The organism is Nocardia jejuensis NBRC 103114 (assembly GCF_001613145.1).
In the GTDB taxonomy this organism is placed as follows: domain Bacteria; phylum Actinomycetota; class Actinomycetes; order Mycobacteriales; family Mycobacteriaceae; genus Nocardia; species Nocardia jejuensis.
The window spans coordinates 58,611-76,316 of the sequence record NZ_BDBU01000005.1; the positions used below are offsets into that span (position 1 = coordinate 58,611).

Annotated in this window: 16 protein-coding genes, 1 tRNA gene and 1 pseudogene; 6 read left to right on the plus strand and 12 right to left on the minus strand. The window is 66.3% G+C overall.

The genetic code is table 11. From position 1 onward, the window contains the following. Positions 1–50: 50 nt before the first annotated feature. Both NJ1_RS03750 and NJ1_RS03755 read right to left on the minus strand, forming a co-directional pair. Positions 51–1,997, minus strand: coding sequence for a WXG100 family type VII secretion target (locus tag NJ1_RS03750; RefSeq protein WP_067687515.1), 1,947 nt, complete (start codon positions 1,995–1,997; stop codon positions 51–53). Then, positions 1,994–2,290, minus strand: coding sequence for a type VII secretion target (locus NJ1_RS03755; RefSeq protein WP_157573733.1), 297 nt, complete (start codon positions 2,288–2,290; stop codon positions 1,994–1,996). Before NJ1_RS03755 ends, NJ1_RS03750 begins: the two co-directional genes overlap by 4 nt. Before the next feature lie 206 nt (positions 2,291–2,496). Here NJ1_RS03755 and NJ1_RS38710 point away from each other — a divergent pair, with 206 nt between their 5' ends. After that, on the plus strand, positions 2,497–2,820 hold the full coding sequence (locus NJ1_RS38710) for a hypothetical protein (RefSeq protein WP_157573734.1): 324 nt from the start codon (positions 2,497–2,499) through the stop codon (positions 2,818–2,820). A 263-nt stretch (positions 2,821–3,083) separates the two neighbouring features. Here NJ1_RS38710 and NJ1_RS03765 read toward each other — a convergent pair whose 3' ends face one another. The 3 genes and pseudogenes from NJ1_RS03765 to NJ1_RS03775 all read right to left on the minus strand — a co-directional run bounded on the left by NJ1_RS03765 (position 3,084) and on the right by NJ1_RS03775 (position 3,921). Continuing rightward, positions 3,084–3,278, minus strand: coding sequence for a DUF397 domain-containing protein (locus tag NJ1_RS03765; RefSeq protein WP_067687521.1), 195 nt, complete (start codon positions 3,276–3,278; stop codon positions 3,084–3,086). Further along, a pseudogene (locus NJ1_RS03770) lies at positions 3,275–3,778 on the minus strand (DUF5753 domain-containing protein); the annotation flags it as partial. The gene NJ1_RS03765 and the pseudogene NJ1_RS03770, both read right to left, overlap by 4 nt. 70 nt (positions 3,779–3,848) lie before the next feature. After that, a tRNA-Ala gene (locus NJ1_RS03775) sits at positions 3,849–3,921 on the minus strand. Between the two features lie 126 nt (positions 3,922–4,047). On the opposite strand from NJ1_RS03775, the gene NJ1_RS03780 reads away from it, so the two are divergent. Next, positions 4,048–6,072, plus strand: a complete 2,025-nt coding sequence (locus NJ1_RS03780; protein ID WP_067687525.1) for an HNH endonuclease signature motif containing protein — start codon at positions 4,048–4,050, stop codon at positions 6,070–6,072. 440 nt (positions 6,073–6,512) lie between these two features. Here the strand turns inward: NJ1_RS03780 and NJ1_RS03785 are convergent, their stop codons facing one another. Together NJ1_RS03785 and NJ1_RS03790 are read right to left on the minus strand one after the other, a co-directional pair. Beyond that, positions 6,513–7,274 (minus strand): trypsin-like serine peptidase, encoded by a 762-nt coding sequence (locus NJ1_RS03785; RefSeq protein WP_067687526.1) that lies wholly within the window; start codon positions 7,272–7,274, stop codon positions 6,513–6,515. Positions 7,275–7,400: 126 nt separating this feature from the next. Next, on the minus strand, positions 7,401–8,345 hold the full coding sequence (locus NJ1_RS03790; RefSeq protein WP_218025125.1) for a LysR family transcriptional regulator: 945 nt from the start codon (positions 8,343–8,345) through the stop codon (positions 7,401–7,403). A 109-nt stretch (positions 8,346–8,454) separates the two neighbouring features. On the opposite strand from NJ1_RS03790, the gene NJ1_RS37770 reads away from it, so the two are divergent. Then, positions 8,455–9,924, plus strand: coding sequence for an alpha/beta fold hydrolase (locus tag NJ1_RS37770; protein WP_084477714.1), 1,470 nt, complete (start codon positions 8,455–8,457; stop codon positions 9,922–9,924). A 181-nt stretch (positions 9,925–10,105) separates the two neighbouring features. After that, positions 10,106–10,954 carry an LLM class flavin-dependent oxidoreductase gene (locus tag NJ1_RS03800; RefSeq protein ID WP_067687529.1) on the plus strand — a complete coding sequence of 283 codons (849 nt, stop codon included), beginning with the start codon at positions 10,106–10,108 and terminating at the stop codon, positions 10,952–10,954. 158 nt (positions 10,955–11,112) lie between these two features. On the opposite strand, the gene NJ1_RS03805 is transcribed toward NJ1_RS03800, so the two are convergent. Further along, positions 11,113–11,478 carry an MmpS family transport accessory protein gene (locus NJ1_RS03805; RefSeq protein WP_067687531.1) on the minus strand — a complete coding sequence of 122 codons (366 nt, stop codon included), beginning with the start codon at positions 11,476–11,478 and terminating at the stop codon, positions 11,113–11,115. A 355-nt stretch (positions 11,479–11,833) separates the two neighbouring features. Here NJ1_RS03805 and NJ1_RS03810 point away from each other — a divergent pair, with 355 nt between their 5' ends. Continuing rightward, positions 11,834–12,016 (plus strand): hypothetical protein, encoded by a 183-nt coding sequence (locus NJ1_RS03810; RefSeq protein WP_157573735.1) that lies wholly within the window; start codon positions 11,834–11,836, stop codon positions 12,014–12,016. Positions 12,017–12,132: 116 nt separating this feature from the next. Here NJ1_RS03810 and NJ1_RS03815 read toward each other — a convergent pair whose 3' ends face one another. The 4 genes from NJ1_RS03815 to NJ1_RS03830 all read right to left on the minus strand — a co-directional run bounded on the left by NJ1_RS03815 (position 12,133) and on the right by NJ1_RS03830 (position 16,114). Next, complete coding sequence (locus NJ1_RS03815; RefSeq protein WP_067687864.1) at positions 12,133–12,873, minus strand: DsbA family protein; 741 nt, start codon at positions 12,871–12,873, stop codon at positions 12,133–12,135. 115 nt (positions 12,874–12,988) lie between these two features. Beyond that, positions 12,989–14,191: an MFS transporter gene (locus NJ1_RS03820; protein WP_067687535.1), complete on the minus strand. Its 1,203-nt coding sequence runs from the start codon at positions 14,189–14,191 to the stop codon at positions 12,989–12,991. After that, entirely contained in the window at positions 14,184–15,824 is a 1,641-nt protein-coding gene (pgm, locus tag NJ1_RS03825) for a phosphoglucomutase (alpha-D-glucose-1,6-bisphosphate-dependent) (RefSeq protein WP_067687866.1), read from the minus strand. The genes NJ1_RS03820 and pgm overlap by 8 nt, the downstream gene beginning before the upstream one ends. A 47-nt stretch (positions 15,825–15,871) precedes the next feature. Beyond that, entirely contained in the window at positions 15,872–16,114 is a 243-nt protein-coding gene (locus tag NJ1_RS03830) for a hypothetical protein (RefSeq protein WP_245717197.1), read from the minus strand. A gap of 338 nt (positions 16,115–16,452) precedes the next feature. Here NJ1_RS03830 and NJ1_RS03835 point away from each other — a divergent pair, with 338 nt between their 5' ends. Further along, entirely contained in the window at positions 16,453–17,652 is a 1,200-nt protein-coding gene (locus NJ1_RS03835; RefSeq protein ID WP_245717198.1) for a lipase family protein, read from the plus strand. The last annotated feature ends 54 nt before the right edge of the window (positions 17,653–17,706 follow it).

Sequence of the window (17,706 nt, forward strand, 5' to 3'; positions counted from 1 at the left end):
CCCCTCGGTTATCGATCTCTGGTTGTCCCCACTCTGCTGCATCTCATCCTCTAATTCTTGAATGGCTGCTCGGCAGCGTAAGCGCCGGCGGATCCACCGAGGAAGCCGCCGATCGCCGCGCCACCAGCAGCGCACAGCACGGGCACGATCCCTGTTTCCACGAACGGTGCACATGCCAACGCGCCCGCTTTCGCGCCCAACAACGCGCCGCCCATCCCGCCGAAGGTTCCGCCAGCTGCGTTGGCGATGGCTTCGCCGCCCGGTTTGTCGTGGTACTTGAAGTCGTCCCAGTTTGCCCAGGCATTCACACCGATCGTCGCGGGCCAGCCGAGCAGCTTGCCGCCCGTCTTCAGAACGTTTGCCCCACCGTACTTGCTCGCGGCATCGCTGGATGCGTCGAGTGCCTCGATGGCAAGGCGATTCGCCCCTGGAGTGCCTCCGTCGATCATCGCGTTGGCGAGGATCTGCTTGGCGGCCGCTTCTCCGGCTGCTCCGGCGGCTTGGCTCGCCATAGTCTGTCCAAGACGGGATGCTGCCTCACTGCCCGCGCTGGCCGTCATGCCATCCGCAGTCAAGATTGGATGCCCGTCCATAGTGCTGAGAGTCGAGGAGACGAAGCCAGTGGCATGGTCGCCGCTCCAGGACTTCACCATCTCCCACGGAGATTGCGCATCGACGCCTTCCGCAGCCCTGCCGGGATCGTAGGAGAATATCGAGCCGTCCTCGAACTTCGTGACCACCCGACCATCTGTTAGCTGGACAGTCTCGGCGGTACGGCCGTCGGGATAGGTTGTCTGGATACTGCCATCGGGCTGCAGTTCCGACCGCATTCCTGCCGAGTTCGAAGTGCCGATCGTTTGCTGTTGTCCGTCCGGTCCGATAGCGAAACGCTCGTTGGAGGTGAATCCGTCGGGACGCTGCGATTGCCGGTCAAGTACGCCGTCACCGTAGACGTCGGTGACGACCCACCCGCTGTCGTCCCGGTATGTCTCCGACAGCTTGCCCCCCAGCGATCCGTCGGCGTTCACAGCGAAGGTGGCGCTCCGGTTATTGCCTTGGGGAATGGTCTGTAATTGCTGGGTCTTGCCGTCCGGGCCAGTTACCTTCAAGTCGATGATGCCTGAACCGTCGGTTCGAGGAGTTGACTCAGTGGTGGTTGGCGACCCGCCGTTGGTGGTCGAGGTGGTGATGGTCGACCCGTCGGGTTGTTTCGTCGTAGAGCTGACGGTGAGCGTGCCGTCGGGGTTGGGGGTGATCGTTTGGGTGGATCCGTCGGGCAAGGTGGTGGTGACCGGAACCCCGTTCTGCAACAACATCATCGCGCCAAGTGGGCTGAACTCTGGAGGCAGCTCAGATGGTTGCGCCGTCTCCGGGTTCAGCAATCCGGGAAACAGCGTCCGCACGACCTTGTTGGGTGCCTCGGTCAACACCAGTCGCGACATTTGGGAGGTCGCCAGATCGATGGCAGCCTTGGCGGTGACTGCGACGTTGCCAGCGTTCTGCAGCGCCCCTTTCATGACTGGACGTTGCTCTGCGGCAGCGTAATCCAGCTGCAGGATGGCGGCGGCCACGTACGCGGGAACTCCGTCGTTGTTTCCGTTGTCCTTGGCGGTCGCGATGAGCGCGTTGCGCATCGTGTTGGCGTTGACGTTGCCGTCGTCGTAGACGTCGAACCCCATGTTCTTGATGTTCGTGCGCGTGTTGAGGACATTGTCCTTGGCGGTGGACAGCTGGGTCTTGTGCGTCGAGTAGAGCTGTTGAATTCCCTCGATCTTGTCCACGATGTGAGTCCCGGCGGTGTTCTCCTTCACCACCCGCGCGGCGGCGGCACTGGAACCGGGGCCGTTCCAGGACTCGGCCAGATCGTCCTGTTCGGTGAGCATCGACTGCAGCAGCGACCGTCCCTCGGTTACGACCGTGGTCAGGTTGGTGGCGTCGGTGCCGAGCGCGTCGGGGTTCCACTGCTCGACTTGCGAGATCAGCAGAGCACCGCTCACTGCAAGCCGCCCATCGCCCTGAATCCGGCGGCGAGTTCGTCGTCGGTGATTTCGTAGGTGTCGCTCGCGCCGCGGGCGAGTTCGGCCATCTCGTCCGGGCGGGACGCGAAACTCCTCAACGCCGACTGCACCCCGTCTCGAGAGCTGGTCACGCTGGTACCCAGTTCCGTACCGGGAAATGCCTCACTGGCGTCGGCCGTCGCCTTGCCCGCGACATCGATGACATCGTCGGCAAGCCCTTCCAGCCATTTCGCCCAGGACCGCAAGGCATCTGGATCAACTTTGAACGACACGACTCCCCCTACGAGATGACGATCTTGGGCCGACTATAGCCGGTCACCGAACCGATTCCCGGCCGACAACTCGTCGCTGAACGCCATCGTGGCTTCTACCACTCAGGGGCGGCGATTCGGGACCTGCCGTGGAGATACTCGATGTCGGGGTCGTACTCCGGGTCGGCGGGTGCGGTCGTTCCAGATACTTCTAGGTCCGGCGCATCGTGAATCTGCTCGACCATGCGTGCCACGCGGGGATCGGACTCGACTTCGCGCGCAATGTCGCCGACCTGAGCCTGTGCCTGTTCGCGCGCTCTGTTGATCATGTCAGCGAGCACGGTGCCAAGTCGGCTGTCTCCGGGGAGGACATGATCGTCGAGTCGGATCGCGACTACATGACCACTGGCTTTCACATCCACGGCAATGCCATTCTCGTGAATGACCGCGTGACTGTCGGTCACCGCTTTCGCAAGCCGATCGACCCGCACAACGAGCGACTCCGAGCGCAGTTGCGAAGGCGACAGGTGCTCTTGCCTCGTAGCCGGTGACGCGGCAGACAGCGGCGACGAGTCGTCATCGTCGTCGAATCTTCCGAATTGCGCGTGATTGATCACCATTGCAGTGGATAACACCCCCTACCACCGATTTTGGTCAGTGCAGTGGACGTTATCAGCAATCGAACGGTCGGCCAATCTCAAACAAGGCTGCGCATTACGCGCGGCGTGCTTCAGGGGCCGCGATGGCAGATCGCCTGAGCCGCCGATCGGAAGCATGGCGATTACGGCCTGCGCAGCGCTTTGGGCCGGGCGATTCAGTTGGCGAGGTCGCCGAATTCGCCTGCCTTGCATCCTTTCACCCATGTGCTGAATTCATCGCGGGTGAACGCGACGGTTCCGGCGTCGCGGGCGTTGCTGTTGCGGACCAGCACACCGTCCGGGGTCGCGGCGACCTCCACGCATGTGCCGTTGTCGGTGAAGCTCGAGGTCCGCCAGATCGGTTCGTTCATCGTACACTCCATGCTTCTGCTAGTTCTTGTATGAATTCTCGAGATTCATTCGGGGACAGCGCGATCCGGCAGGCGTGATCGAATGCGGCGGCGAAGTACGCGACGTCGTCCGCGTCGGCGACGAAGCGCCCACCGCCGCATCCCTCGACATGCACCCGAGGATTTCCCCACGGGCGTTCCATGGTCGCGAAGTCGCCGAGCCGCCACGCTTCGTACTGGCCTGCGTCGTAGGTGGTGACACGGACCGTGACGTTAGGCAGCTGCGAGAGTTCGACCACCGTGCGCAATTGCTCGACCATAACCGCACCGTCGCCGACGCGTAGGTGCAGCGACGATTCCGGCTGAATGACATCGAGGGTCATGTCCCCGTTGCGGACTCGTTTCTGTCGGTGCATCCGCTGATTGACCGCGCTTTGCAGATATGTGTCGGATACCCCGGAGATACCCACCCGGCTGACGAGGTGCTCCACGTATCGGGCCGCATCCCCCAACCCGGAAACGACATTGGGGCTGGTACCGCTTCCGCGGTACCAGCCCCAATGGAGTCGGTTCGTGCAATGACACGATCGGTGGAGCTAAGGGGATTCGAACCCCTGACCCCCTCACTGCCAGTGAGGTGCGCTACCAGCTGCGCCATAGCCCCGTGCTTGTTTTCGCTTGCGGGGTGTGCCCCGCTTGCTTGAACGAAGTTACACGACTGCGTTCTAACAAACCAAATCGCCTGGATGGAGGCTGGCGTCCGCGATCTTCGGGGCGTAGTGTCGAACGTATGTTCGACAGGCGAGAGGTGGAGGCGATGGGCGAAGAAGAGCTGGTCGACGCGCTGCGGCGGGCACATGGCGCGGCGGCGTTCGCGCAGGCGGCGGAGGTCACCGCGATCCGGGAGCTGTATCGCCGGCATCGCGCCGCGAACGCCGCGCCCGGGGTCGGCGGGGTGCGCGCCGGAGAGTTCGCCGCGGCGGAGATCTCGGTGGCCGTGCATGTCTCGGAGGGCGTTGCCGCCGCCCTCATAGATATCGGCCTCGCGCTCGACTCGCTACCCCGGACCAAGCTGGCCTTCGCGGCGGGACGGATCGATCTGTCTCGCGTTCAGGTCATCGCCGACAGCATGCGCGGTCTCACCCGGGAGCTACGAGAAGCGCTGGAGCCCCGGCTCATCGACGCCGCGCAGCGCTCGGATCCGGCGCGGCTGCGTCAGACCGCGCAGCGCTGGGTGACGCGGCTGGATCCGCACGGCGAACAGCGTCGTCGCGAGGAACGCGAAACCGATCGCGATGTCCGCATTCGCGCCGTGCAGGACGGCATGGCGGTCTTCGACGGACTGCTGCCCGCCGCCGGTGCCCAGACCCTTGCCATGCGCCTGCGCGAAATGAGCCTGCAGGTCTGCGACGACGACCCGCGCACCATGCCTCAGCGTCGCGCGGACGCCCTCATCGCCCTCGCCGACGGGTCCGCCCGCCTGCACTGCGGGTGCTCGCACGGTCCCGCCTGCCCCAAAGCCGATGTACCCGCCACTCCGCGCCGCCCGCTCATTCAGGTGGGCGTCTCCGCCGAAACCCTCCTCGGCCTGCGCGATGACCCGGCCTACCTCTCCGGGTACGGGCCGATCGACGCCGCGCTCGCCCGGACTATCGCCGAACATGCTCGGTTCCAAGTGATTCCGGAGTACTTCGCCGCGAGTGATGCTCCGGCCTCGGAGGCCCCTCGGCCGGAAAGCGTCCATCCGGAGGAACTCGGCACCCCCGGTAAGACGTCTATTTCGACCTCGCCCGGAGCTCCGGACCCCGAGATCCCGGATTCGACGAAACCGGATACACCGGACGCCGCAGCGACAACTCCCGCCTCCCGGGATCGCGGCCCCACGACTCCCGACTCGCGGACCACGCGTTCCAGCGTGACTCGGCATCGCGGCGCTGGGACCCGTCAGAAGCGCACCTCCGGCGCATCCGGCAGTAGCTCTGGGACAGCCTGCCCCGCCCCCGAGGTGCAGCCGCCCGCCGGCGCTCCGAGGCCAGGCTTCTCCTCCAGCGCCACAGGTTCCGGAGCACCGGGCGCCGCGCCCTGGGAACGATCGATCGCACGAGCAGCGAACCAGCGGGTGCCGGGCCCCGGCACATCGGATCCGGCCAGCGCCGGAGCGACGTTCTCCGAATATTCGAATTCGGTTGTGGTGGAGTCTGTCTCAACTCCCGCGGGAGCGGATTTCGTCGGTGTGGTGCCGACCGTCGTTCCCGAGGACGCCGAACTCGTGCGGGGCATCGCGGTGCGGCCGTTCACCGCGGCGCCGGCGCGCGAGGTGCGTGCCATCGACGGAATGTGCCGCTTCCCGGGATGCACCGTCCCCGCGTCCGAAACCGTTGTCGCCCACTTCGACCCCTCCGAAACCAGCCGTGCGAACCCCGCTACGCCGGGTCCCCGCGCCGCGCTCTGCAGCCATCACCACCGCCTGAAGACACTGGCGGACAATGGAAAACACCCGTGGCGGGTATACCTGGCCCAAGCCGACCGCATGCGCTGGGTGGACCCCACGGGCGAACCTCATGAGACCCGCCCCGAGGGCGCGCGATACCTCTTCCCCCACACCGATATCGACGCCCCCGCCCGCCCGCGCCTCTCCCAGAACAGGCCGTTGCGCCCCGTTCCCACCGGGGCCGACCCGGGCCCGCTGTCCCGCGCGTACCCCGCAGACCTCGCCTACCCGGTCGACAGCCACATCCTCATCCACCCCCAGCTCTCGCACTCCACCCCGGACAACGACATCCCCGAATCCCCCGTGCGAGCCGCAACCCGCTGATCCCCACCCCCTATCCAAGGAGCCGTACGTCCAGTACGGCTCCTCGCCAGGGGTGCGGCTCACTACCGGAGCCCCCGACGGGCCGCACCCCGCCCACACTCCCAGCACAATCCGCCGTATCGGTGAATCGGCGGCCGAACTCGACACGGCGACATTCAGGCGGCCGCACCTCGATCAGAGGCAATCCACCGTTTCCCGCCGACGATGTCCGCTGAAGCCTGATGTGCCGCATTGTGTTCGTCTCCGACGAATCGTCATCGACAGTGCAGGGCGGTGAAGTCGGACTCCACTGCTACAGGGTCAGCACACAGCAATCCAGCCGCGCAACCGAGAGAAGGATGATGGCCGTCCTGGGCGCCCCCGCTCGTCCTGGGCTTCGACCTCACCGACGCCGTGCATCCTCTGCCGCAGGCGGAGTCCTTCCCTCGTCAGGCCCGCGATCAGCAGTCGTTCGCGGTGAAGCCGATCGGGAGCAGATCACCCTTGCCGCCGGACGCGGCACGGGCGAGCAGAGCGAGAGTGTCGGCGCCGAAGGGGGTGCTGTATTCCACATCCGGGGCGCACCCGCCCTGTTCGGGACCGCCGATGACGCCGACGAGCCGGCCGTCCTGGACCCACGGGCCGCCGCTGGTTCCGTCACCGAAACCGTTGCAGTGGATGGCGGAACCGTCGGGGATGGTCTCCAGGGGCGCGGTGCAGGTGAGGGGCCGGCCGCGGGTTCCGATCGGGTAGCCGCTGACGGTGACGGGCTCACCGGCGCGCGGGAGGCCGAGCGGGATGCCGGGGACCACGTCCTCGATCTTCTTGCCGTCGCGCGGGGCGATGCGAAGCAAGGCCAGGTCGTGGCGGGGATCGAAGGACTTCTGCCAGGACGGGTCGATGTACATCTCGGTCACCGTCCAGACACCCTTCGGCAGTTCGTCATCGTGCAGCAGCGGCGCGAATTCGATGAAGGCGCCGGGACCGAGGACGCAGTGCGCCGCGGTCGCCAGCAGGTCACGCGAGGGTGAGTCGACGACGCTCGCCGAGCAGAAGTGCGGTCCGCCGAGTCGGGGAAGCAGACCGAACGCACTGGGGTAGAAAAGCGCACCGGCGGACGGCACCGTCTCGACCTGCTGTGCCGTCGGCACGTCCGCGTACGCCGCCTGGGGCGCCACGAAACCGAGAAGAACACCGAATACCAGAGCCGCAGTCCGTCGCACCTGTCGGACCGTAGCGAAAAGTGCGGGAATCGTGAAGCTTTCGCGGTATTTGTCTCCGGGGGTGTCGCGAGGACGGGGATCGCGGTACGGAACCGGTGAATTCGCTGTACCGCAGCGCGATAACGGTCAGCTCCGCACGCCGGAGTCCGGCGGCCCCTCCGGAACCGAGCGGGCATCCCGAGTGTCGATGGCCGCCTGGACGAAAGCCCCTATCCCCTGCGTGAATCCGGTAGTCAGCCAGCCGAGCCCGAATTCCAGTGGCGGAGCGTCGGGAACCGGAACATAGCTGATATCGGAGCGCAGATAGAACTTCGGAGCTTGTTCGGTGGTCAGGTAGACGCCCCTGCCCGCACCGACGAGCGCCAGGATTTCCTGGAAGGTCGAGCCGACGGGTCCGAGCGCGACGGGCCTGCCGGACGGGGTTTTCTTGGGGTGGTGATAGTCGTCGAATTCGACCGGAAGCTCCGGAGGGTTCTGAATCATCGTGACCTCGGCCAGATCCTCGAGCGAGAGCCAGGAGCGGTTCGCGAAAGGGTGCGTGGCGGGGACGGCCAGCATTTTCGCCTCGCCGTACAGGGCCGGGCTGATGGTCAGGTCGGGTTCGAGCATCGGAAAGCAGCACATTTGCAGGTCGATATCGCCGTCGCGAAGCCGGAACGCGCCGTCGCTGAGTTGCAGTTCCCGGATCCGGACGGTGCAGTCGGGGTAGCGCGCGTGGAATATCTCGCTGACCCGAAGCGTGAATTGTCCACCGGCGGAACCGAAATAGCCGACCCGCAGGGTGCCGTGGATTCCACGCCCGGCGTCTTTCGCGTTACGCACACTCTGCTGAACCTGGTCGTAGGCTGGGCGAAGTTCGGCGCGCAATTGCGAACCGACCGCGGTCAGCGCGACCCGGCGGCTCGTTCGCTCGAAGAGCGGGACGCCCACCCGGCGCTCGATTTTCTTGATGGTCTTGCTGATGTGCGCGGTGGACACGCGCAGTCGATCCGCGGTGCGGCCGAAATGCAGTTCTTCGGCGAGGGTCAGGAACGCCTCGATCTCGTATCGCTCCACATCCGCCTTCATCATCGTCAACCACCGGTTAACGAAGCGTGGGTGATTCGTCGTTGATCTTGCCCGGCGGACGGCTGAGCATAGTCGGCGCAGGTGAACGCGTATCGGAAAGGTCGGGGACGTCATGGCGGTTGTCAATGTTCCGCACGTCAGGCACAGGTTCGCGGAGGTGGACGGTGTGCGGGTGTTCTATCGGGAGACGGGGCCCGCGCATGCTCCGGTGCTGCTTCTGCTGCACGGATTCCCCTCGGCGTCGCACCAATTCCGGCGGTTGATGGACGCGCTGGGCGGGCGGTATCGCATGATCGCACCCGACTACCCGGGCTTCGGGCACACCGAGGCGCCGGAGGGATTCGTCTATTCCTTCGACCGCCTCGCCGACATCGTCGAAGGCTTCGTGGAATCGCTCGAGTTGAACGGTTTCGTGCTGTACGCCTTCGATTTCGGGGGGCCCGTGGGCTTTCGGCTCGCGACCCGGCATCCGGAATGGATCGCCGGGCTGATCATCCAGAACGCCAACGCCTATGACGACGGCATGTCCGAGATGGCGCGCGGCATGGCGGCCAATATGCCGGGAGTCGCCGGCGCAGCGGAGAACGTGCGGCAGATCCTCGAATTGCCGGTCACCCGAAGCCAATACGAGGGCGGCACCTCCGATCCCGAACTCATCGCCCCGGACGGGTGGACGCTGGATCAGCATTTCCTGGATGCGTTGGGCCGCAAGGACGCTCAGGTCGAGCTGGCGCTGAACTATCACAGCAACGTGGAGCTCTATCCGGTCTGGCAGCAGTGGTTGCGCGATCATCGGCCGCCCACGCTCGTTCTCTGGGGACGCAATGACGCGTTCTTCCCGGAACCCGGCGCGCACGCCTACCGCCGCGACCTCCCGGACGCGAGGGTTCACCTCTTCGACACCGGGCACTTCGCGCTCGAGGAAAATCTGCCCGAAATCGCCCCGCTCATAGCGGATTTCGTCGATTCACTGCCGCAGGAGAAGACCATGAAAATCGCCGTCATCGGTGCGCGCGGGAACCTCGGCAGTGTCGTCGCCCGCGCGGCGCTGGCCCGTGGATTCGAGGTCACCGCGTTGGATCGCGGCACCGTGGACGTCACCGATCCGGCCTCGGTGAAGGATGCCGTCGCCGGACACGATGCCGTGGTCGTGGCCATCAAGGGCGCGGATCGGCTGGTGCCCCGGGGCGCGGCCGCTCTGCTCGACGCGCTTCCGCTCGCCGGGGTGGATCGACTGGTCTTCCTCGGCGGCGGTGGCAGCCTGCAATACGCTCCCGGACAGCGCTTCGTGGACTCCCCCGACTTCCCGGACCAGTATCTGGAGACCGCGCGCGATCAGTCCGAGGCGCTGGAGATCTTCCGCGCCTCCGATGCCCCGGTGCGGTGGTCGTATGTGAGCCCGCCCCCGGTGCACCTGGTCCCGGGCGAGGCGACGGGAAGCTATCGGGCCGAGGCTCGCGACACCCCGATCACCGACGGCGACGGCGAAAGTCGGATCAGCGTAGGCGATTACGCGCACGCCATCGTGGACGCACTGGAGCGCGGGTCCTTCATCCGCGAACGGTTCACCGTCGCGTACTGAGCCGGAACGATCACCGCCGGCGGGCGCGCCTCCTTGCGGTTCGTAAGGCAATGTGGTTGAGTCGCAAGGACTTCAAGCAGGTGCTCCCGGAGAATTACGTCGCGAATGGGAGCCCGCATCTCGGGTCGGCGGGGTGGTGAAGGGGCGGCAGTTCAATTGCGCACCCTATGGAGGTTTCCTCATGCACTTCGGCATCGGTCTGCCGATTTCCACTCCCACTACACTGCTCGACTGGGCTCGGCGCGCTGAAGCGGGCCCGTTCGACACACTCGGACTACTCGATCGTCTCGTCTACGACAATCCTGAGCCACTGATCGCGCTCGCCATGATCGCCGGAGCCACCAACCGGGTCCGGCTACAGACAGAGGTGTTGATCGCACCCCTGCGGGATCCGGCGCTGCTGGCCAAACAGGCCGCGACGTTCGATGTCATGTCGGGCGGGCGGCTGGCACTCGGACTCGGGGTCGGTGGGCGCGAGGACGATCACATCGCCTCCGGCACCGATCTGCGCACCCGGGGCAAGCGCCTGGACGAACAACTGGAGATCATGCGACGGCTGTGGGCGGGAAAGCCCTTCAACGAGGAATGCGGGCCCATCGGTCCTGCACCCCGGCACGCCGAGGGTCCGGAAATCCTGTTCGGCGGTTTCCAGCCCGCCGCCATCGACCGCGTCGGACGCTGGGGTGGCGGGTTCCTCGCCGCCGCCGCGCCGTCGTGGGCGGGCAAACTCTTCGATACCGCCCGGGCTTCCTGGACTGCCCACGGCCGCAGCGGTTCTCCGCGCATCGTCGCCCAGGTCAATGTCGTCCTCGGCGACCAGGATCTGATCGACGACGCCCGCGCGTCCATCGGCGCCTACTACGAATTCTCCGGTCGCGCCGACTACATGGTCGACGGGATGCTCACCGACAAAGACCAAATCCGCACCACCATCACACAATTCGATGATCTGGGCGCGGACGAGATCATCTTCTACTGCTACGGCCGCGACGCCGACCAGGTGGACCGACTGGCCGACACGATCGGCTGAGAATATCCGTGCCTACCGATGCGGATGATGCGCTGGGGCGAGCCGGGGATTACACGACTCGCCTCAGACGGCCCGCTTTCGATTGAGCGGAAGCGGGCGGTCGGCGTCTTCGGTGTGGTTGCGGGCGAAAGGGATCGTCCGCAACCCTCGGACCGACGTCAGGACATCGCTGCGCAGCTGGCGATTTCGGCGAAGCCGTTGACGATTTGTTCGTCCTTCACCACTCCGTCGACGGTGATGCGGCAGGAGAGCGCACCGGATCCGGTGTTCTGAACGTTCATGTTCCATACGGGGATCGAATAGGTCGAGGTGATCGACTTCGACCAGGGGAGTGCGACTTTGGTGTCCTGCTGGACATCGACGTCCGCACCCACGTAGGTGACGGCATCGGTCGTGGCGGCGGGGCCGCCCCACACCTCGTAGAGAACCTGGTGCGATTCGTCCGCCCCCGAGATCCCGGCGCCGACGCTCAGGAGCGCGGCCCCTGCGAACGCCACGGTCGCGATCTGCCGAATCAATGTCATCGAATGTCCTTGTCTCACACAGGCGAGCGAATTTCCCCCGCCGAATTCGGACATTAACCGAGTACACCGACAGGCGTGAAATCCACACCCCAGGTGCGAATCGGCGCATTGCGTGGCGTCATCGCGATGGGTAGCGTGTCCGTTCGGGCGGGGGATCGCCGGGAATCATCGAGTCCGTCGGTGGCGCGTCCCGAAATCATTGTGAGCTCGGAACTCATTGCGCTCCTTGGCTATTCACCCACCTTATGCTGCGACCATCTCCGCGCGCCGATCGGCGCGCGGTGCTGTCGGCAGTACCCCGGCTCGAGATCGATCAGGAGTGTATCCAGTGGCTTTGTCCCGCACCGTTCGTACCGTGACGACCAGCGTCGTCCTCATGTCCGCCGTGATGGCGACCGCGGCCGCCCCCGCGACCGCCGAAGCGCCCGCCGCACCGGTGGCGAGCACGCCGGACTCCGGCTCGGCATCGGGCAGCGCGAGCGCCGTGCAGACCCTGTTGGATGCCCTCACGTGCCCGTTCGTCAAGATCCACTGCTGAACCGAACCGCGCCGCGCCGGACCACCCGCACCGACAGCTCTGGCACCCAGCCCGATCCGGTGAGACGGGGCGGAGTGCCAGAGGTGTTGTGGTCGAGGCGATTTCGCTGACCAGGGTCAGGCTGCGGCCTTCTGGACCCAATCGTTGTCGTTCACGTCGACCTTCTTGCCGTCGAGGAAGACCGAGGGGGTCGCGGCGCGGTCGCCGAGGGCGGTGCTGAGAGCCTTGTTGGCCGCTTCGGCGTGATTGCGGGCCGAATCGAGGCGGTCGCCGGTGGTGATGCACTGGACGGCGTCGGCGGGGGCGCCGGCGTCCTTGGCGATGGCGCCGAGTTCCTTGTTGTCGTGGTCGGAGCCACCCTCGCTGGGCTGCTCGGTGGTGAACAGCAGCGAATGGAACTTGGCGTAGACGGGTCCGTCACCGGCCTGGGCCACGCATTCGTTGGCGGCAATCGCGCGGGTGGAGTAGTCCTTGCTCCCGGAGCGGGGGTCGAGGAAGTTCACCAGGCGGTAGCGGACCGCGAGCTTGCCCTCATCGACCTTCTGGGCGATCTCCTGGCCGTAGGTCTTCTCCAGCTGACCGCACGCGGGGCACAGCGGGTCCTCGTACACCTCGATGGTCTTGGGGGCGTCCGGCTTGCCGAGCACGATCGCGCCGTCCGAATCGAGCGCGACGCTCACGGACGGATCGTGGGAGGAGCCGTAGCCGTCGTTGCGGACCTCGTCTCCGCCACCGCGATTCCACTGGAACACCGCGAACACGATCAATGCCACCACGACCACGGCCACCCCTCCCAGGGCGTAGGTGGTCTTGCTCGAAACCGGCTGCGGAGTGTGCTTCGAAGTCGAATTGCTCACATCGCACACTCTGCCTGAACCACCCACGCCGCGCCCTGGCGGGGCCGGAATTCCAGCGTGCCGCAGCGCCGTACCGGGTAACGCCCGAGGTGGCCCGCACACCGGATACGGCCGGTCAGCCCACCTGAACCACGGCTTCTTTGCGGCGCAACGTTTCCGGCGCGATCATCCACGCGACGGAGGCCGAAGCCAGCAGCACGCCGGTCACCCCGAGCGCCAATCCGTACGACACCTGATCGGCGAGCAGGCCGATCAGATACGGACCCAGAAAGGTGCCGAGGTCGGCCGACATCTGATACCCCGCCAGGACCGGTCCACCACGCGTGCCGGGCCCGACGATATCCGCGACGGCGGCTTGCAATGCGGGCGAGAACATCCCCGAACCCACACCGGCGACAGCGGACGCGACCAGCAACCAGGGCAGGTTGGGAGCCAGCCCGAGACCCGCGGTGCCGATCGCGCAGATCAGCGTCCCGGAGATCAGGAAGGGTCTGCGCCCCAGGGTGTCCGACCATCGTCCGGACAGGAACAGCACCGCGGCATTACCCGCCGCGAACACGGTCAGCGCGACACCGGCCACGGCGGCGTCCCGGTGCAGGACCTCCACGACGATCAGCGGAACCAACGCCATGCGAACCCCGAAAACCGCCGCGCCGTTACCGAAGTTGGACCACAGCGCCGCCCGATAGGACGGCCGCGCCAGCCCCTGCCGGAAGGTCATCACCGGCATGCCCGTGGCCGATTCGGGCACCACCAGCGGTGAATCCCGCAGCGCGACATACACGATCAGGCTCGCGATCAGCAGCGCCACGCAGTAGATGAGGAACGGCGCGCGCAGACCCAGGAAGGACAGCGCGCCACCCACCAGCGGACCCATGATCGAACCGATCAAAAAACTCGTGCTGTACACACCCGATACCCGCCCCCGCTCGGTCGGCGGCGACATGCGGATCACCAGCGCCAGCGAGGACACCGTGAACATTGTCGACCCGACACCGCCGAGCGACCGCAATACCAGCAGCTGCCAGTAGGTCTGGGCGAACGCGCACGCACCGGTGGACACCGCGACGATGACCAATCCGGTCAGGTAGACCGGCCGCTCCCCCAGCTTCTGCATCAGTCGACCGCTCACGGGCGCGAAGAGCAACCGCATCAACGCGAACGCGCTCACGATGAACGAGGCCGCCGCCACCCCCACCCCGAAGCTGCGGGCGAACTGCGGCAGTGCCGGTGCGACGAGACCGAATCCGATGGCGATCGTGAACGCCGACCCCACCAGCACCCAGATCTCGGCCGGCAGGGCTTTGGACCTATTCACCGGATAGAGCCCGTCCCACCATTTCCTCCGCGGCCGCCTGCACCTGGGCGAGATGCTCGGGGCCCTCGAACGATTCCGCGTAGATCTTGTACTTGTCCTCGGTGCCCGAGGGCCGCGCCGCGAACCACGCGTTCTCGGTGGTCACCTTGACCCCGCCCAGCGTCGCCCCGTTGCCTCGCGCCCGGGTCTGGATGCCCGTGATGGGCTCCCCGGCGATCTCCTTCGCGGTAATCATGTCCGGCGTCAACGCCGCCAGACGCGCTTTCTGTTCCGGAGTCGCCGTGGCGTCCACCCGGTTGTACGCCGGAGAGCCGTAACGCTTTTCCAGCTCGCTGTACCGCGTGGACGGACTCTGCCCGGTGACGGCGGTGATCTCCGCGGCCAGCAGGGCGAGCAGAATGCCGTCCTTGTCGGTGGTCCACACGGTGCCGTCCATCCGCAGGAAGGACGCGCCCGCGCTCTCCTCACCACCGAAAGCCAGGCTGCCGCTGAACAATCCGGGCACGAACCATTTGAACCCGACCGGCACCTCGTAGACGTCGCGGCCGAGCACGCCGACCACCCGGTCGATCATGGACGAGGTCACCACCGTCTTGCCGATCTTGGTGAGCGCGTCCCAGCCCATCCGGTTGGCGATCAGATACTCGATCGCGACCGCCAGGTAATGGTTCGGATTCATCAGTCCCCCATCGGGAGTGACGATGCCGTGCCGATCCGCGTCGGCGTCGTTGCCGGTGGAGATGTCGTAGTCGTCGCGAATGGCGACCAGCGAGGCCATGGCATACCGCGAGGACGGATCCATCCGGATCTTGCCGTCGGCGTCCAGGGTCATGAACCGCCAGGTGGGATCGACGAACGGGTTGACCACCTCGAGTTCGAGGTCGTATCGCAGCCCGATCTCCTCCCAGTAGTCCACGCTCGCCCCGCCCATGGGGTCCGCGCCCAGGCGGATCCCGGCGCCCCGAATGGCGTCCAGATTCAGCACATTGGGCAGATCGGAGATGTAGCGGTCCAGATAGTCGTAGCGCTCGACCTTGGTGGCCAGCGCGTTCGTGAGGCTGGTGCGCCGGACGTCGGCGAGGCCACCGCGCAGCAGTTCGTTGGCGCGCGCGGCGATCGCGTCCGTGGCGACGGTGTCGGCGGGTCCACCGTGCGGCGGGTTGTATTTGAAGCCACCGTCGCGCGGCGGATTGTGCGATGGCGTCACCACGATGCCATCGGCCTGATGGCGGGTGCTGTCCCGATTGTGGCGCAGCACGGCGTGACTCAAAGCCGGTGTGGGCGTATATCTGTCGCGGGCGTCGATCATGGCGGTGACATCGTTGGCGGCGAGCACCTCGAGGGCGGTCGTCCAGGCCGGTTCGGACAAAGCGTGTGTGTCACGGGCCAGATACACCGGACCGGTGATGCCGCGAGAAGCGCGGTACTCCACGATCGCCTGCGTGATGGCGAGGATGTGTGATTCGTTGAACGCGCAGTCCAGACTGGAGCCGCGATGCCCGGACGTCCCGAACGCCACCTGCTGCGCGGGATCCGACGGATCCGGGATCTGGCTGTAGTACGCCGTCACCAGATGCGCGATGTCCTCGAGGTCCGCGGGCCGCGCCGGACGCCCGGCACGATCGTGAGCCAAGTTCGTGCCTCCCTTACGAATCGCCTGTGCCCGGCTGGTCATGAGGATCATGACCGCACCCATTGTTCGAGGCAGACACCGGAATACGCCGGGGCCTGGTGTGCAACGCCGCCGATCACGAGGTTCGCCACCACATAGCTGTCAGCGCCCTCCTCAGCGAGTCGAACCGTGCCATAGCCGAACGTGGCCAGTGGGAACACCGTATCTAATGGACCGGGCACAGCGCGATCCACCAGATAGCGGGCGGGGATGCCGACCGCGCCACCATCGATCATCGGCCGCGCCGTCACCGCCGCACCGCATCACTCATCGTCTACCCCCGTCCGTCCTGCCGTACACGAAATCCACCGCGCCGCGCCCACCCCGGAGCACGAGTCCCGCACGCGATGCCGGCATGGTCCCCCCGTGGCGGCCGCTTTCGGAAACCGTCCGGCCCGATTCGAGCAGTGTACGAACTTCCGGGGCCGCTGGGGAGGCGGTAGTCGAGCCGATCGACTCCATCACACCTCCGCGCCAAAGTTTGCCAATAAGTAGCCGTTCGGCGTGTTGCTAGGCCTGAACCGCACCCCGGAACTGCGAGGATAGGGCCGCTTGCCCGGTGTTGTCCCATCGGCCTCGAGGAGCCAAGTTGGCGATCAGCCAATCGATCAGAAGGATGCTGGTCCGGAGCGCCGGGGCGGCCGCGGTGATCATCGCCGCATGTTCGACCGCACCCGCCGCGCACGCGGGAGCGGTCTACCCGATTCCGGAACAGGACGGGTTCTACTTCGCACCAGGGAATCTGGCCGCCGCCGCTCCCGGCGACGTGCTCAATTCCCGCATCGTGCCCGCGCATCAGTTTCCGGGAGCGACGGTCTGGCAGTTGCTGTTCCGCTCGACCGATTCCCAGGGCGGCCCCATCGCCGCCGTCACCACCCTCATCTCGCCCGGACCCGGTGCGCGACCACTGGTCTCGTATCAGCCGTTCGTGAATTCGCTTGGCGTGCAATGCGCGCCGTCGCACACGCTGTTCAACGGCGGCGTCAAGGAAGCCGCCGCGTTCCCGCTGATGCTCGCCCGCGGCTGGGCGATCTCGGTACCCGACCACCTCGGACCGAGCAGCGCGTACGGTGCGGCCCGGTTGGGCGGGCAGATCACGCTGGACGGTGTGCGCGCGGTGAAGCGCTTCGCGCCCGCCGGTCTCGCGGACGGCCCGGTCGGCCTGGCCGGATACTCCGGCGGTGCGATGTCCACCGGATTCGCGGCCGCACTGGCCCCGTCCTACGCGCCCGAGTTGCCGATCGTCGGCGTCGCCCAGGGCGGCGTCCCGGTGAACCCCGGCAAGATCGCCATCCAGGCCGGTGACACCCCGCAGGCGCTGTTCGGACTCGGCTTCGCGGTCGGCGTCGGCCTGCAGCGTGAATACCCCGCCCAGCTGCCGCTGGATCAGGCACTGACCCCGGCGGGCTTCGCACTGCGTGACCGCATCGCGAATTCCTGTGTGGACGACATCATTTCGGCCGGAGCGAACCATCGCATCGGCGAGATGTTCAATCCCGGCATGGAGAACGATCCGGCGCTGGTCGCCACGTTCCACGAGAACGCGCTGGAGATCGCGCCCGAGCTCATCCGGGCGCCGCTGTACCAGTGGCACGGCGGCAGCGATCAGGTGCCGCTGGATCTGGCTCTGAACACGGCGGGCCGCTACTGCGCCGCCGGAACCCCGGTGCAGTTCGACATCATTCCGGGCGCGGATCACCTCGGTGCGATCCTGCCCGGATCGATCAACGCTTTCGGGTACCTCGGTGATCGGTTCGCCGGTCTCCCGGCGCCGTCCAACTGCCGCTAGATAATTCGCTCGGCTGACGCGAAGGGCCCTTCACCTGATGGTGAAGGGCCCTTC

Excerpts from the sequence above, each read along its gene's own strand:
- NJ1_RS03765 (WP_067687521.1), bottom strand. The coding sequence starts at position 3,278 with ATGAACGAACCGATCTGGCGGACCTCGAGCTTCACCGACAACGGCACA.
- NJ1_RS03780 (WP_067687525.1), top strand. The coding sequence starts at position 4,048 with ATGTTCGACAGGCGAGAGGTGGAGGCGATGGGCGAAGAAGAGCTGGTC.
- NJ1_RS03790 (WP_218025125.1), bottom strand. The coding sequence starts at position 8,345 with ATGATGAAGGCGGATGTGGAGCGATACGAGATCGAGGCGTTCCTGACC.
- NJ1_RS37770 (WP_084477714.1), top strand. The coding sequence starts at position 8,455 with ATGGCGGTTGTCAATGTTCCGCACGTCAGGCACAGGTTCGCGGAGGTG.
- NJ1_RS03800 (WP_067687529.1), top strand. The coding sequence starts at position 10,106 with ATGCACTTCGGCATCGGTCTGCCGATTTCCACTCCCACTACACTGCTC.
- NJ1_RS03805 (WP_067687531.1), bottom strand. The coding sequence starts at position 11,478 with ATGACATTGATTCGGCAGATCGCGACCGTGGCGTTCGCAGGGGCCGCG.